The 15,122-nt window shown below is 52.9% G+C and carries 15 protein-coding genes; 5 read left to right on the forward strand and 10 right to left on the reverse strand.

The features are described from left to right. Positions 1-62 precede the first annotated feature (62 nt). A complete protein-coding gene (locus AC6I8L_RS10800) occupies positions 63-521 on the forward strand; it encodes a DUF986 family protein (RefSeq protein ID WP_058960161.1) in 459 nt (152 codons plus the stop codon). Here the strand turns inward: AC6I8L_RS10800 and rlmA are convergent. The 5 genes from rlmA to AC6I8L_RS10825 all read right to left on the reverse strand — a co-directional run bounded on the left by rlmA (position 518) and on the right by AC6I8L_RS10825 (position 3,663). Then, positions 518-1,324: a 23S rRNA (guanine(745)-N(1))-methyltransferase gene (gene rlmA / locus AC6I8L_RS10805; protein ID WP_058960162.1), complete on the reverse strand. Its 807-nt coding sequence runs from the start codon at positions 1,322-1,324 to the stop codon at positions 518-520. The genes AC6I8L_RS10800 and rlmA overlap by 4 nt on opposite strands. A 139-nt stretch (positions 1,325-1,463) precedes the next feature. Continuing rightward, the gene (gene cspE / locus AC6I8L_RS10810) at positions 1,464-1,673 is read right to left on the reverse strand and encodes a transcription antiterminator/RNA stability regulator CspE (protein ID WP_034828712.1); all 210 of its coding nucleotides are present in this window, start codon (positions 1,671-1,673) and stop codon (positions 1,464-1,466) included. An 83-nt stretch (positions 1,674-1,756) separates the two neighbouring features. Then, on the reverse strand, positions 1,757-1,831 hold the full coding sequence (locus AC6I8L_RS10815) for a DUF2627 domain-containing protein (protein WP_128599124.1): 75 nt from the start codon (positions 1,829-1,831) through the stop codon (positions 1,757-1,759). A gap of 527 nt (positions 1,832-2,358) precedes the next feature. Beyond that, the gene (locus tag AC6I8L_RS10820) at positions 2,359-3,369 is read right to left on the reverse strand and encodes an MBL fold metallo-hydrolase (RefSeq protein ID WP_058960163.1); all 1,011 of its coding nucleotides are present in this window, start codon (positions 3,367-3,369) and stop codon (positions 2,359-2,361) included. Positions 3,370-3,387: 18 nt separating this feature from the next. Further along, the gene (locus AC6I8L_RS10825; RefSeq protein WP_058960164.1) at positions 3,388-3,663 is read right to left on the reverse strand and encodes a YebO family protein; all 276 of its coding nucleotides are present in this window, start codon (positions 3,661-3,663) and stop codon (positions 3,388-3,390) included. Between the two features lie 218 nt (positions 3,664-3,881). On the opposite strand from AC6I8L_RS10825, the gene AC6I8L_RS10830 reads away from it, so the two are divergent. Further along, entirely contained in the window at positions 3,882-4,118 is a 237-nt protein-coding gene (locus AC6I8L_RS10830) for a YobH family protein (RefSeq protein WP_034828706.1), read from the forward strand. 36 nt (positions 4,119-4,154) lie between these two features. Here the strand turns inward: AC6I8L_RS10830 and kdgR are convergent, their stop codons facing one another. Further along, a complete protein-coding gene (kdgR, locus tag AC6I8L_RS10835) occupies positions 4,155-4,946 on the reverse strand; it encodes a DNA-binding transcriptional regulator KdgR (protein WP_034828705.1) in 792 nt (263 codons plus the stop codon). Positions 4,947-5,139: 193 nt separating this feature from the next. Between kdgR and AC6I8L_RS10840 the strand changes: the two genes are divergently transcribed. Next, on the forward strand, positions 5,140-6,522 hold the full coding sequence (locus AC6I8L_RS10840) for an MFS transporter (RefSeq protein WP_058960166.1): 1,383 nt from the start codon (positions 5,140-5,142) through the stop codon (positions 6,520-6,522). 52 nt (positions 6,523-6,574) lie between these two features. Here the strand turns inward: AC6I8L_RS10840 and htpX are convergent, their stop codons facing one another. The 4 genes from htpX to AC6I8L_RS10860 all read right to left on the reverse strand — a co-directional run bounded on the left by htpX (position 6,575) and on the right by AC6I8L_RS10860 (position 11,007). Further along, a complete protein-coding gene (gene htpX, locus AC6I8L_RS10845) occupies positions 6,575-7,456 on the reverse strand; it encodes a protease HtpX (protein ID WP_038646563.1) in 882 nt (293 codons plus the stop codon). Positions 7,457-7,673: 217 nt separating this feature from the next. Further along, entirely contained in the window at positions 7,674-9,710 is a 2,037-nt protein-coding gene (gene prc / locus AC6I8L_RS10850) for a carboxy terminal-processing peptidase (RefSeq protein WP_058960167.1), read from the reverse strand. Between the two features lie 19 nt (positions 9,711-9,729). Beyond that, positions 9,730-10,410: an RNA chaperone ProQ gene (gene proQ, locus AC6I8L_RS10855; RefSeq protein WP_034828699.1), complete on the reverse strand. Its 681-nt coding sequence runs from the start codon at positions 10,408-10,410 to the stop codon at positions 9,730-9,732. A 96-nt stretch (positions 10,411-10,506) separates the two neighbouring features. Further along, positions 10,507-11,007, reverse strand: a complete 501-nt coding sequence (locus tag AC6I8L_RS10860; protein WP_038646557.1) for a GAF domain-containing protein — start codon at positions 11,005-11,007, stop codon at positions 10,507-10,509. Positions 11,008-11,224: 217 nt separating this feature from the next. On the opposite strand from AC6I8L_RS10860, the gene yebS reads away from it, so the two are divergent. Continuing rightward, positions 11,225-12,469, forward strand: a complete 1,245-nt coding sequence (yebS, locus tag AC6I8L_RS10865; RefSeq protein ID WP_097116874.1) for a membrane integrity lipid transport subunit YebS — start codon at positions 11,225-11,227, stop codon at positions 12,467-12,469. After that, the gene (locus AC6I8L_RS10870) at positions 12,438-15,071 is read left to right on the forward strand and encodes a PqiB family protein (protein ID WP_058960168.1); all 2,634 of its coding nucleotides are present in this window, start codon (positions 12,438-12,440) and stop codon (positions 15,069-15,071) included. The genes yebS and AC6I8L_RS10870 overlap by 32 nt, the downstream gene beginning before the upstream one ends. The last annotated feature ends 51 nt before the right edge of the window (positions 15,072-15,122 follow it).

Genomic DNA, 15,122 nt, shown 5'->3' on the forward strand with positions numbered 1-15,122 from the left:
GTTTTCAGCGAAGTTACCTGAGCGCCAACGTTGAGGTAAATTCGGTTGAGGAAGAAAATGTAATGTCACTGACTGACGCTCTGATTGCCCTGCTGATCATCGCTTTCGCCCTGTTCGCGATTTACGATGACGCTATCCTGCCACGGCGCAAGGGGCCGACCAAATTGCGTGTCGCGCTGCGTCGTCGCCATAAGATCGACAGCGGCATTTTTATCGTGTTACTGCTGATTTTGCTGTGGAATAACGTCAGCAACCATGGTCCCCAACTCACCACCACGCTGCTGATGGTGTTATGCTTTATGGCGATCTGGCTATTCTGGCTACGCACGCCGAAATTGTTGATGAAGACAGAGGGACTGTTCTTCGGCAGCGTGTGGATCGACTATCGTCGCATTCAAAGTATGAACTTATCTGAGGATGGCATTTTAGTCATGCAGCTGGAACAGCGTCGCCTGCTGATTGCAGTGCAACAGCTCGACGACCTGGAACGTATCTACAATACGCTGGTGGAAGCGCGTTAAGTGCGCTGCCATAGCGTCAGCATGAAGTCGGCATCGCAGCTAAAGCTATCGGCTGCCACCAGCTGTTGCCAGACTTCTTCGCGCGCGCGCCAGGCAAAAGGCGTCATCTGCAGCAAGCTCACCGCTTCGGCCCCATTTAACGTCATCTCATAACGCAGATTGTGTTGCTCAACCTGGCTAAAACCTTCGTAAGCCTTTTCTTCTGCCGCGTGCAGCTGCACTTCACGATAAATCAACGCCTTGAACTGCTGCAGATGATGTGGGCCCGGCGTCACCGTCAGCAGATAGCCGCCCGTTTTCACCACCCGGTTCAGTTCGGTTTCATTACAGGGAGCATAGATGCGCACAATGCCCTCCAGCGATGCATCAGCAAAGGGTAAACGCTGGCTGGAGGCGACACAGAACTTCACCGTGCGATAACGTTTAGCCGCCATGCGAATCGCCGCTTTCGCCACATCCAGGCCAAACAACTGCGCCTGCGGAAGGGCTTCTGCCATTACTGCGGTGTAGTAACCCTCGCCACAGCCAATATCCAATACCTGTGCCGCCTGGCCATTCAGGCGCTGTGCCAGATGTTGCGCCACTGCATCGCGCAATGGCTGATAGTGGCCGGCATCAAGAAATGCGCGACGTGCCAGCAGCATTTCCGCACTGTCACCCGGTTCCTTTGAGCCTTTATGCTGCACCGGCAATAAATTAACGTACCCTTCTTTAGCCTGATCGAATTGGTGACCTGCATCGCAGCGGAAGCTGTTGGCTTGCTGGTGCAAATGTTGCTGGCAAAGGGGGCAAATCAAAGACATAGACAACTCCGGGTTCACGATTCGCGCGCAGTTTACCCTGATCGTCTGGCAACAGAAAGGATAAAAGAAAAGCCCCGGTCAGAGACCAGGGCTTTACAATTCGTGTCAGCGGCGCATGGCACCGAGTCTGAGAACGAAATCAGATAGCAGTAACGTTTACTGCAGCTGGACCTTTCTGGCCGTCCTGAATTTCGAACTCAACAGCCTGGCCTTCAGCCAGAGTTTTGAAGCCGTTACCCTGGATTGCAGAGAAGTGTACGAACACGTCTTTGCTGCCGTCAGCAGGAGTAATGAAACCAAAACCTTTAGACTCGTTGAACCACTTAACCTGACCTTTAATCTTTGCCATTTTTGCAAATTCCTTTGATTGTTTATATTGCCCGAAGGCAGTCTTACAGATAAACCAGAGACGTTACTGAATGAGGCACTAATTTAAGGTTCGGCAAGGAAGCGGAATTCAACGTCAACGTCTTTACTCGTAACTTCTTTACTGAAGATGCCATACATAAACAGAACTGTACCTCGTTTGACCCAAGAGTCGTTATCACATATCCGCAAATTAATGGCAAGCCATTTTTAAACGGTGATCGACATGACGCACATAATTGGCCGTTGCTCTGCACTCTTCTGCCATTAGCATATTGACAGATGACGGAATAACTGCACAAAAAAATGTTATATGTCAGAGTAGTTAGCGCCAGTACTTACATTAGTCAAGCGTAGCGACGCAATCTAAACCAGCACAATTAAAGCGGTCAAGGCTACGCAAGAAGTATTGCATTAATATGGCATTGATAAAATATTTCGCCAAAAAATTAACGTGGAATGCAACATTCGTGCGCTGAGCAAAACTTGTACAACCCGATTTATTAAGTACAAGTCATTAATTGTTTTGCACCAAAATCAGGAAAATATAAGCGCTCTTGCCCCAAATATATGCACGCTCGTTTTGGCGGTTATCTTATTTTTAACTAACGACTCTACAATTATATGTTAAAAAAACGCACTGCGACACTTGATTTAACAAATCGGGCTTAGGACACATCTGAATCGCTATTCTGCAAGCTTTGGCTGGTGCCTATTCTCCATGGCATAAAGCGTGAGTCCAATTCTCCCGCGGATTGCATTGCTTGCGCCAAAGCGGCAGGGGGTTCATCTAAAGGATCATCCGCCAGTTCAAACACCCCCCAGTGGATCGGCAGCGTTAACGGACGCCCTATCGCCTGCCATAAACGCACCGCCTGATCGGGGTCCATATGTTGACCGCGCATGAACCATTTTGGTGCATAAGCGCCAATGGGCAACGCGGCAAGATTAAAGGGCCCAAGACGTTCAGCAATTTCTAACAGGTTTTCGCTATAGCCACTGTCACCTGAAAACCAAAAATTCACACTCTGGTTTCGCACCACCCAGCCACACCACAGTGAGCGATTACGATCCCAGAAAGTTCGCATGCTCCAGTGCCGCGCGGGTACGGCAGTCAACGTCACTCCTGCGATATCAATGGATTGCCACCAGTCGCGTTCGGTGACATGGCGCACGCCACGTTTGCGGCACCAGGTTCCCATACCCAGCGGCACAACAAATTGCGCATCCGGGAAATGACGTGCGATGCGCTTTACCGTAGGTCGATCGAGATGGTCGTAGTGATTGTGCGAAATCAGTACCACGTCGAGATGTGGCAACTGTGCAATATGGAGCGGAGCGGGCGTTTTACGCTGTGGTCCAGCAAACGGCAGAGGTGAAGCACGCAGAGAGAGTGCCGGATCGATGAGAATATAGCGGCGATTGAGCCGCATCAACACGGCGGCATGACCTAACCACCAGACGCGATCGTCATCACCGCCCAGATCGCTTTCCTGATACCAGCGGGCAATGAATGCCGGATAACCGGCCTGAGGCGGCAGCGGCAAATGGTCCGCTTTGCGCTCCCGCCGCCAGCGCTGCAAATCCCCTGGCTGGCGCAATTCCGGTTCCGGATTGCGGAAACCTTCTGGCGTGTGATGCGCCAGCGTTGCGTCGTACCAGGGATTTTGCCAGGCCATTACTGCTCCATCATGTGTTTAACGTTCTGGAATCATACGGATGAAGTCGCGCTGTTTTACGGCGTCTTCTTCCTCCTGCTGTTTTGCTGTGGCAGGTTGAGCATCCGCCAGGCGGCGCAACAATGCATTCTGTTTTTTCTGCTCTTCCAGCAGTGCTTCCAGCAAACGAATCTGTTCACTGGCGCGCATGCTGGCCCGGTTAACGAAGAACCAGGCTATCAAGGCCACAACAATAATGATGGCCAGTACACCATAACTGAACAGCGGACTGGTATTTGCGGCTAACTCGTTCATAACTGCCTCTATTGTCAAACATAAAACACTTACACCGCCGCTGATTCTACTCGTTGTGTGCGGAAAAGATAATGGTTGCCGGTGGAAAGCAGATTATCCCGCATCTTGATGGCTTTCAGTTATCTCTGATCGATTTCATGAGCAGGACGCGTCATGCTGCTACTATAGAAATCGCAGCGACTTCAGGATAGCTGCGTTGTGTATCACAAGGAGATAAAATGAAACTATTCATTCGGGCGATAATCGTGGTGGCAGTGGTCTGGTTAGGGATGCTGTTTACCGGCTATGGCGTACTGACCGGAAGCAACAAAAACGCCGCTGGACTGGGCTTACAGTGTAGCTATCTCACTGCACGCGGCATGATCACCGCGCAATATCTGCATACCGACAGCGGTATTGTGGGTGTCACCGATTGTCCACTGTTGAAGAAAAGTGGCGAAGTGGTAGATAATTAGTGACTCAAACGGGCTGGCGACAGCCCGTTCTGCTATTCAGAATGGGTAGTCGTGGTAACCCAACTGGTCGGAAATATTGCGCGCGGCACGATGCAGCATCGCCACATACTCGTTTTTTGCTTCTTCAGAGAATCGGATTGTCGGGAACGAGATGCTCAATCCCGCGATCACCACGCCGAAGCGGTCGAAAACCGGCACAGCGATACAGCGTAAGCCCTCTTCCTGCTCTTCATTATCTTCACCGAAACCCTGCACTTTTACCTGATCTAATACTTCAAGCAGCGCTTCAGCACTGACGATGGTGTTGGCGGTACTGCGACGAAACTCGACTTCGCTCAGGATTGCCTGAACTTCAGTGCGATCGCGCCATGCCAGTAACACTTTACCGATGGCGGTGGTATGCAGCGGGTTACGACGCCCGATGCGCGAGTACATGCGCAGGTTATACAGCGAATCAATTTTATGGATATAGACAATGCTGTCTTCTTCCAGCGCACCCAGGTGGATAGTTTCTTTGGTCAAACGCGACAGTTCTCGCATTTCGACATCGGCACTACGAATCAGGTCGACGTTTTGTAGTGCCCTGGCACCCAATTCAAACAGCTTGAGCGTCAGCGAATATTTTTCACTTTCCCCTTCCTGCGCTACGTAACCCAATGATTTCATGGTTTGCAGAAAGCGGTAAACCGTGCTTTTTGACATCATCACGCGTTGCGACAGCTCGGTGATACCATGATCACGATCTTCGCCTAACGCCTGCAAAATGCCGAACACTTTCATTACCGAAGAGACGGAGTCTGGCTGTTTATCGTTATCACTGCTCGCCATTGCGCGTATCCTTTTTTGACGGTGTTTCAAAAAAAACGGAACAGAAGCGCCAGTATATGCGTTTCAGCCCAACGGCGGCAACGACTGGCATGCAGCGACACATTCCTTCGTAATTTTTTGTCAATGAATGCGGTGCTTTCCGTCACAAAATTGATTAGCATGATGATATTCACTTCCTTCATTTATTTCATTTATGTCCCCTACAGTCTCTCAGGATGGATTACCTGTTCCGCAGCGGTACGGCGCGATTATCACTATTGCGTTAGGCATCATGATGGCAGTGCTGGATGGTGCCATTGCTAACGTTGCGTTACCCACCATTGCACGCGAACTGAATGCCAGTCCGGCGGAATCAATCTGGATTGTTAACGCCTACCAAATCGCCATTGTTATCTCGTTACTGTCGCTCTCCTTTCTGGGCGATATGCTGGGTTATCGCCGTGTTTATCAGGTAGGGCTGGCGTTGTTTATTGCCACTTCACTGTTCTGCGCCCTCTCCTCTTCACTCAATATGCTTACCGTGGCGCGTATCCTGCAGGGTTTTGGCGGCGCGGCACTGATGAGTGTGAACACAGCGCTGATTCGTATTATCTATCCGCAGCGTTTTCTCGGCCGCGGTATGGCGATTAACTCGCTGATCGTCGCGGTGTCGAGCGCTGCGGGCCCAACGGTGGCAGCCGCGATTCTCTCCATCGCCAGCTGGAAATGGTTATTCCTGATCAACGTGCCGCAGGGCATTGTGGCACTGTGGCTGGCGCTGCGTTTTCTGCCAGATAACACGCTGAAAGCTAAACAGCAGAAATTCGATGTTCCCAGTGCCATCATGAACGCCCTGTTCTTTGGCCTGCTCATATCGGCCCTCAGCGGGTTCTCACAGGGGCAGGATCACTGGCTGATTCTGGCGGAAGTCGTCGCACTGGTGTTGGTGGGCGTGGTGTTTGTTCGTCGCCAGTTGGCGATGCCAGTGCCGCTTCTGCCGGTGGATTTGCTGCGCATCCCCATTTTTTCGTTGTCGATGTGCACTTCGATTTGCTCGTTCTGTGCGCAGATGCTGGCTATGGTTTCGCTGCCATTCTTCCTGCAAAACGTGCTGGGAAGGGATGAAGTGGCAACCGGGTTGCTGCTCACACCCTGGCCGCTGGCCACCATGGTGCTGGCACCCATTGCTGGCCGGTTGATTGAGAAAGTCCATGCGGGATTATTGGGTGGCCTGGGGCTGGCAATGTTTGCGGCGGGTCTGTTCTTACTGGCACTGCTGCCTTCACAACCCACCGATATTGATATTATCTGGCGAATGATGCTTTGCGGTGCGGGCTTTGGCCTGTTCCAGTCTCCAAATAATCACACGATTATCTCCTCTGCCCCGCGTCATCGCAGCGGTGGCGCCAGCGGTATGTTAGGGACGGCGCGTTTGGTCGGTCAGAGCAGCGGTGCAGCATTGGTTGCATTGATGTTCAATCTGTTTAACGACAGCGGAACACATGCATCACTGGTTCTGGCAGGTAGTTTCGCCACAGTGGCAGCCGTCGTCAGTATGTCTCGGATGACGCAATCGAGTCAGACGGTGAAGTCATAAAACAACAAAGGTGCCCAATTGGGCACCTTTGTTTATTGCAACAGCCAAACCATTATTTCAGATAGTCACCGTTACGCAGCGCTTCGATACGCTTATCGAGCGGCGGATGCGACATAAACAATTCGCTCAACGATTTGCTTTTGCCGTTAATGCAGAATGCCATCATGCTGCTTGGCTCCTGCGGCTCGTAGCTGGTTTTCAAACGCTGCAGAGCGGCAATCATCTTCTCGCGGCCCACCAGTTTGGCTGAACCTGCATCCGCGTGGAATTCACGGTGACGTGAGAACCACATGGTGATGATGCTGGCGAGAATGCCGAACACCAGTTCCAGCACGGTCGCGACCGCAAAATAGACCAGCGGGTTACCGTTGCTGCTCTCTTCACCGTCACGGTTACCCGACAGGAAGCCCGATGCTACCTGCGCGATAATACGCGAAATGAAGATCACGAAGGTGTTCACCACACCCTGAATCAGCGTCATGGTGATCATGTCACCGTTAGCGATGTGGGCGATTTCGTGCGCCAGCACCGCTTCCGCTTCATCACGGCTCATGTTCTGCAGCAAGCCGGTCGAGACCGCAACCAGTGAGGCGTCACGACGTGCACCGGTAGCAAAGGCATTAATATCTGGTGCGTGATAGATCGCCACTTGCGGCATCGCAATGCCGGACTGTTGAGCCTGGCGACTGACGGTATCCATCAGCCAGCGTTCTGTCTCGTTACGGGGTTGTTGAATCACTTCACCGCCGACGGAGCGCAACGCCATCCATTTAGACATCAGCAGTGAAACAAACGCACCGCCAAAGCCAAACAGACCTGCCATAATCATCAGACCCTGAACACTGCTTGACTGAATTCCTGTCAGACTCAGAATCAGTCCGAATACCAACATCACCGCCAGGTTGGTGACCAGGAAAAGCGCAATACGCATCATAAACGTTAATCTTCCTCAGTTGTGCTCGCGCTCATGCGCGGATATACATCCTATGTCCATTGCGCAGGTTTTCAAGCAACCTTAATCTTTAAGTGTCTAAAAAGACATAACTTTACATTTGGTAATGATGTGCGCAATTCTGCCCATTAGCCACAATGAACAATATCTTTGGTGCAAAAAAAACACCGCCGGAGCGGTGCTTTTATTCAGCGAAAATTTATTTCGCGCCTTCGGCAGGCTGGGCTTTCTCCAGCTGCGCCATGTCATTGGCAATTTTCACGGTTTCGTCCAGATACGGGTCTGGCTCTTTGTAGTCTTTCGGCAAATCTTCAATGCTCTTCAGCGGGGCTTTGCCTTCCGCCTGGTAGCGCGCGTTAATGCGTTCCAGACGCAGTGCGTCATCTTCGTGGTTCTCTTTCTCACGTTGAGCAAGATTGAGCGACACAATATTGCGTTTATCTTTCATCGCGTCAAAGCGCGCAATATCTTTCATGATGTACTGGAACTCGCGATCTTTAGCGATACGATCGGCGTGCTCTTTGGTCAGCTGCGGTACCAGCGCGGTGATATCACCGGTTTTGGTGTATGTCGCGGCATTCACGCTATCCCATGGCAGCGCGTTGTCCTCGAACTTCTCACCGGTTTCCGCCGCTTCTACGCCAGTTGGCATCAGCAGGTCCGGCGTGACGCCTTTACGCTGAGTACTGCCACCGTTAATGCGATAGAACTTCTGGATGGTGTATTGCACTGAGCCCAGCGCCGGCCATTCAGGACGCAGCATCTGATCATAGATGCGGTTGAGCGAACGATACTGCTGCACGGTGCCTTTACCAAAGGTCGGTTCACCCACAATCAGCGCACGACCGTAATCCTGCATCGCAGCGGCAAAGATTTCAGATGCGGAAGCACTGAAACGATCGACCAGCACCACCAGCGGACCTTTGTAATAAACGATACCGTCGTTATCGCTGTCCTGGCGCACGCGACCGTTGTTGTCACGCACCTGCACCACTGGGCCACTTGGAATAAACAGACCCGACAGTGATACGGCTTCGGTGAGCGCACCGCCGCCGTTGGTACGCAAATCAATCACGATGCTGTCGACGTTCTGCTTCTGCAGTTTTTGCAGCTGCACTTTCACATCGTCAGTCAGGCCAACGTAGAAGCCTGGAATATCCAGTACGCCGACTTTCTCTTTACCGACATTATGTACGGTGCCTTTCACCGCGCGATCTTCAAGACGGATCTTTTCACGCGTCAGTGTCACGGTGCGGGTTTTGGTGCCCTTGCCAGCAGGCAGGATTTCCAGGCGCACTTTGCTGCCTTTCGGTCCTTTGATTTTGGACACCACATCATCCAGACGCCAGCCAATCACATCTTCCATTGGCTTACCTGGCTGGGCAACACCGACAATGCGGTCGCCCACGCTGATGGATTTGCTCTTCGCGGCCGGTCCGCCAGCCACCATGGAGTTGATGACCGTATAATCATCGTCCATCTGCAGCACGGCACCGATACCTTCCAGCGACAGGCTCATCTCGGTGTTGAACTGTTCGGTGTTACGCGGTGAAAGATAGTTGGTGTGCGGGTCGATTTCGTGCGCAAAGGCGGTCATCGCCAGCTGGAACACATCTTCACTGTTGCTCTGCGCCAGGCGACGAATGGCAAAGTTGTAACGCTTAGTCAGCGTTTCACGAATCTCTTTGTCATCTTTACCGGCCAGTTTCAGGCTCAGCTCGTCATATTTGACTTTGGCATCCCACAGCGCGTTCAGCTCATCGCTGTTTTTCGGCCAGGGTGATTTTGCACGGTCAATGTCGATAGTGTCATTGCCGGTGAAACTCATCGGGCGATTCAGCACACTCAGCGCATATTGATAGCGCTCGAAGCGGCGTTTCTGCGCCAGATTGTAGAGATCGTAGAACACATCCAGCTTACCGCTGCGCAGTTCATCACCCAACGTGGTTTTCTTATCGGCGTATTGCGCGATATCTGAAGCCAACAACACGTTATGGTTGTAGTCGAGCAGATTCAGGTAGCGATCAAAAATTTTCGCAGAGAAATCCTGATTCAGATCGAACTGGCGATAGTGAGAACGGGTGAAACGCGAAGTGACGCGTTCACTGACGGTAGGATGCTGCGGGTCTTCATGTAACTGTGGAATCTGGTCGGCGCGGGTAATGTTATCTGCGCCAAAGGTGGGGCCTGCTAACAGCAGGCCCGCGATCATACCGATCTTTAGAATGTTGTTCATGCCGAGGTCAGCCTCCGTTTCAGAACTGCAAGTGTTCTGCGCGCACAATCATTGCCATGCCGGAAGCGAGCTGCACCCGAACGCCATCCTTGGTGATTTCAAGAATGGTGGCGTCCATTGCACTTTTGCCTGCTTTAACTTTGATGTTCTGGCCGGGTTGCAAAGTTGAGGTATCAGTGACAGGTTTAGCTCGCGGTGGGCGCGGTGCAGCAGGACGTTCTGCTGATGCGGCACGCGGTGCCTGTGGACGAGGCTTGCGAGGTGCTTCGCCTTCAGCCGCTTTGCGAGGAGCAGGTTTACGAGGACGACGCTCAGCGGTCTCTTCACCGGCTTCGCGTTTCTTCGCTTTTTGCTGATCGCGCTGCGCCTGAACGCGCGCTTTGGCTTCTTCCAGCTGCTTGCGCGCATGTTCAACGTGTTGTTCGTCCAGCACGCCACAGGCGTTGCCATCGAGATCAACACGGATTGCACCCGCTTTAATGCCGTACAGGTAACGCCAGCTTGAGGTATAAAGGCGCAAGGCTGAACGCAGTTGCGTCTTGCTCAGGCTGTTTTCACCCTGAACGCGCTCAACCAGATCCTGGAAGATACCGATTTTAAGCGGACGCGCTTCACCTTCGGCGCTAAAACATTGCGGAAAACGTTCCGCCAAAAAGGCGATCACTTCTTTACTGCTATTCAACTTAGGTTGATTTTCCATGAAATTTCCTGATTACTACGGGTTTGCCGACCAGAGCAGGCATGAACAGGCGACATTATAATGACAACATCGCCAAATGCTATGTGATCCAGTCGATTAGCTGCGTGACAGTTGAATAAATTTTTCGATGTCACTGCCCGCCAGCACTTCACAAAGCCCGTCGGTAAGGGCCACCAGCCCCGCTTCATCCTCACTATCAAAGCGAGAATAAACCGTACTATCAATGTCTAGCACACCGACAACGGTGCCATTCACTTTCAGAGGAATCACGATTTCAGCGTTGCTGGCCGCATCACACGCGATATGACCAGGGAACGCATGCACATCCTCAACGAGCTGTACTTTATCCTCTGCAATCGCTGTGCCACAAACCCCTTTGCCCACCGGAATGCGTACGCAGGCAATTTTGCCCTGGAACGGGCCCAGCACCAGCGTATTTGGCTCGGTGAGCAAGTAGAATCCTGCCCAGTTCACGCCTTCCAGGCGTTCAAACAACAGCGCACTGCAATTACCCAGTGCTGCCAGGAAAGAGGTTTCGCCCGCTAACAGTGCACGGACATCGCGATTTAAATCCTCGTAAAAGGCTTTTTTGTTCATTGTTTAACCATAACTCGTCACTGTCGTGAGCTTGTTGTCACTCAGTTGTTAAAATAAGCACTAATAATCCAGCCCCATCAGGTGAATCATTGTGTTAGTTACTATACCCTTAGCAGTCGGTGGTTAAGACTATTCTTGTACCACTCCCTATTGCAGTCAGAATGCTCTGAACAGCATGCCGGTAAACGTAACGAACGATGGGCCACTTGCGTCACCTATGAAAATTCACGCTATCAGCCAGACGTTGCCCCACGCACGTTATCAGCGTTGTCCGCAATGCGATACCCTTTTTTCCTTACCGGATGTGAAATCGCATCAGTCGGCGCATTGCCCGCGCTGTCATGCAAAAATTCAAAGTGGCCGCGATTGGTCAATGACGCGACTCACCGTAATGGCCGTGACCATGATCGTGTTGATGCCCTTCGCCTTCAGCCTCCCGTTGGTGGATATTCGCTTGCTCGGCATGCGCATCAACGCCAGCCTGGTTGAAGGCGTGATCCAGATGGCGCAGCAGGGCAACGTGCTGACGGCCTCGATGGTGGCGTTTTGTACCATTGGTGCACCGGTAACCTTAGTCGCGGGCATCTGCTATTTATGGATTGGCAACGCCCTCGGGATGAACCTGCGTCCGGTGTTGCTGATGCTGGAGAAGCTCAAAGAGTGGGTGATGCTGGATATCTATCTGGTCGGTGTGGCGGTCGCCTCTATAAAGGTGCAGGATTACGCCGCGCTGGAAGTCGGCTATGGCCTGGTGGCCTATATCGCGCTGACGGTGCTGAGCCTGCTGACGCTGATTCATCTCAACGTGGAAGAGCTGTGGGAGCACTATTATCCACAGGCTGTACCCACCACACCTCCGGAACAGTGGCAGGTGTGTCTGAACTGTCATCAAACCGGCATGCCGGACGATCGCGGACGTTGTACACGTTGTCACACCCCGCTCGATTTCCGTCGTCGCCACAGTTTGCAGAAATCCTGGGCCGCGCTGATCGCTTCGATTGTGCTACTGATCCCCGCTAATCTGCTGCCGATTTCAGTAGTTTACGTTAATGGCGCACGCCGTGAAGATACGATCTTCTCCGGTATTCTGGGTCTGGCTTCCGGCAACATCCCGGTGGCGGCGGTGGTATTTATCGCCAGTATCCTGGTGCCGTTTACCAAAGTGTTAGTGATGCTGACTTTGCTGGTCAGCATCCATTTTAAGTGTGAACAGGGCTTAAAAACCCGCATTCGACTGCTGCGTGCCATCACCTGGGTGGGACGCTGGTCGATGCTGGATCTGTTCGTGATTGCGGTCACCATGTCATTGGTGAATCGCGATCAACTGCTGGCTTTTACCATGGGACCTGCCGCCTTCTACTTTGGCGCGGCAGTCATCCTGACCATTATGGCTGTAGAGTGGCTTGATAGCCGCCTGATCTGGGATGCACATGCAACAGGAAACGCCGACTACACCGACTAGCGCCAACCTGCGTAACAAACGCAAGATTTCGCCGTTCTGGCTATTGCCCATTATTGCCCTGCTGATTGCTGGCTGGCTGTTATGGACCAATTACCAGGAGCGCGGTACCACAATTACCATCAACTTCCAGACTGCGGACGGCATTGTGCCAGGCCGCACGCCTATTCGTTATCAGGGCGTGGAAGTGGGAACGGTGCAAGGTATTGTGCTGAGCGATGATTATCACAGCATCCAGATCAAGGCCAGTATCAAGAGCGATATGCGTGACGCTCTGAAGGACAATACGCAGTTCTGGCTGGTGACGCCGAAAGCCTCGCTGGCAGGTGTTTCTGGACTGGATGCGCTGGTGGGCGGTAACTATATCGGCATGATGCCGGGCGGCGGCAATCCGCGTGAGCACTTCACCGCGCTGGATACCCAACCGAAATATCGCGTTAACACCGGGGAATTGCTGATCCATCTGCACTCTCCCGATTTGGGTTCGCTGAACACCGGGTCGCTGGTCTACTACCGCAAAATCCCGGTGGGACGCGTGTATGACTACAGCATCAACGGTAATACTGATGGCGTCACGGTCGACGTACTGATTGAGCGTCGTTTCGTCAATCTGGTGAAAAAGCAGAGCCGCTTCTGGAACGTGTCCGGCGTAGACGCTGACGTCAGTCTGAGCGGTGCCAAAGTGAAGCTGGAAAGCCTGGCCGCGCTGGTGAATGGGGCGATTGCCTTTGATTCTCCGGAAGAAGGTCAGCAGGCTAACAGCGACGAAAACTATCAGCTCTACCCCGATCTGGCGCGCAGCCAGCGTGGCGTGCAGATCAGTCTGGATTTACCGAGCGGCGATAACCTCAAAGCGAATAGCACGCCACTGATGTACCAGGGTCTGGAAGTCGGTACCTTGACCAAACTTAATCTGTTGCCGGGCGGCAAAGTCACCGGCGAACTCACCGTGGATCCTTCGGTGACGAGCCTGATGCGCAGCGGTACCCGCATTGAAATGCGGGCGCCCAAACTGAGCCTGACCGACACCAATCTCAGCAGCTTGCTGACCGGTAACACCTTCGAACTGGTACCGGGCGAAGGTCCCGCGCAGGATCACTTTACCGTGCTGCCTGCCAGCGAAACCCTGCTGCAAAAACCGGATGTTCTGACGGTAAAACTCAGCGCGCCGGAAACCTACGGTATTGATGGCGGTCAGCCGGTGATGCTGTACGGCATGAAGATTGGGCAGGTCATTTCGCGCCAACTGGATGAGAATGGCATTAGCTTTGCGGTGGCCATCAATCCGGAATATCGCCATCTGGTGCACGCGGACAGCAAATTCATTGTGAATAGTCGTCTCGACGTGAAGTTTGGTCTCGATGGAATGCAGGTGCTGGGTGCCAGTGCCCGTGAATGGGTAGACGGCGGCATACGTCTGGTGCCGGGTGCGAAAGGCAATCCTTCCGCCCGTTATCCTTTATATGCCGATGCTGAACGTGCGCAGGAAGGGATTATCGGTGACCAGCCGCCAACCACACTGAAACTGACCGCCAACAGCTTGCCAGATGTGCAGGCCGGTTCAGTGGTGCTGTATCGTAAATTCCAGGTGGGTGAAGTGGTGGACGTGGTGCCGCGCGCCGATGCCTTTGAGATTTCCATCCACATTGAGCCGCAATACCGCAAATTGCTGACCAGCGAGAGCGTATTCTGGGCCGAAGGTGGTGCGAAAGTGCAACTTAACGGCAGCGGTTTAACGGTGCAGGCTTCGCCGCTCAACCGCGCGCTGAAAGGGGCGATCAGTTTCGATAACCTCACTGGCGCGCAAGCGGCGAAAGGCGTGAAACGCGTACTCTATGCCTCAGAAACGGCAGCGCGTGCAGTCGGCAGCCAGATCACCTTGCATACCTTTGATGCCAGCAAGCTGGCTGCGGGCATGCCGATTCGTTACCTCGGCATTAATGTTGGCCAGGTCGAATCACTGGCATTGAGTAAAGACAATAATCAGGTGGTGGCGAAAGCGGTGCTTTATCCCGAGTATGTGCAGGACTTTGCGCGTATCGGCAGTCGCTTCTCGGTGGTCTCACCGGAAATTTCGCCAGCGGGTGTTAATCATCTGGAGACCTTGCTGCAGCCTTACCTCAATGTTGATCCCGGCAAAGGGGCTCAGGCACGTACTTTTGAGTTGCAGGAGAGTACCATCACCGATTCGCGTTACCTCAACGGACTCAACATTTATGTTGATGCTACCGAAGCCGGTTCGCTGTCGTTGGGTACCCCGGTGCTGTTCCGTGGGGTAGAAGTGGGTACGGTAACCGGTACCTCGCTGGGCAACATGGCGGATCGCGTACAGATCGCGCTGCGCATCAGCAAGAAGTATCAGCATCTGGTGCGTAATAACTCCGTGTTCTGGCTGGCGTCTGGCTATAACCTCGACTTCGGTCTGATTGGTGGGGTAGTGAAAACCGGTACCTTCCAGCAGTTCATTCGTGGCGGCATTCAGTTTGCCACACCGCCGACGGTGCCGCTGGCGCCTCAGGCCGGTGCTGATAAACACTTCCTGTTGCAGGATGAAGCGCCGAAAGAGTGGCGCAGTTGGGGAACGGCGATTCCGGATCCCAATTAAGCAATCGGGCAGCCTGCGGGCTGCCCGTTTTATTTGCACGTGTTACACTTC

It is taken from the genome of Type-E symbiont of Plautia stali (assembly GCF_059731115.1).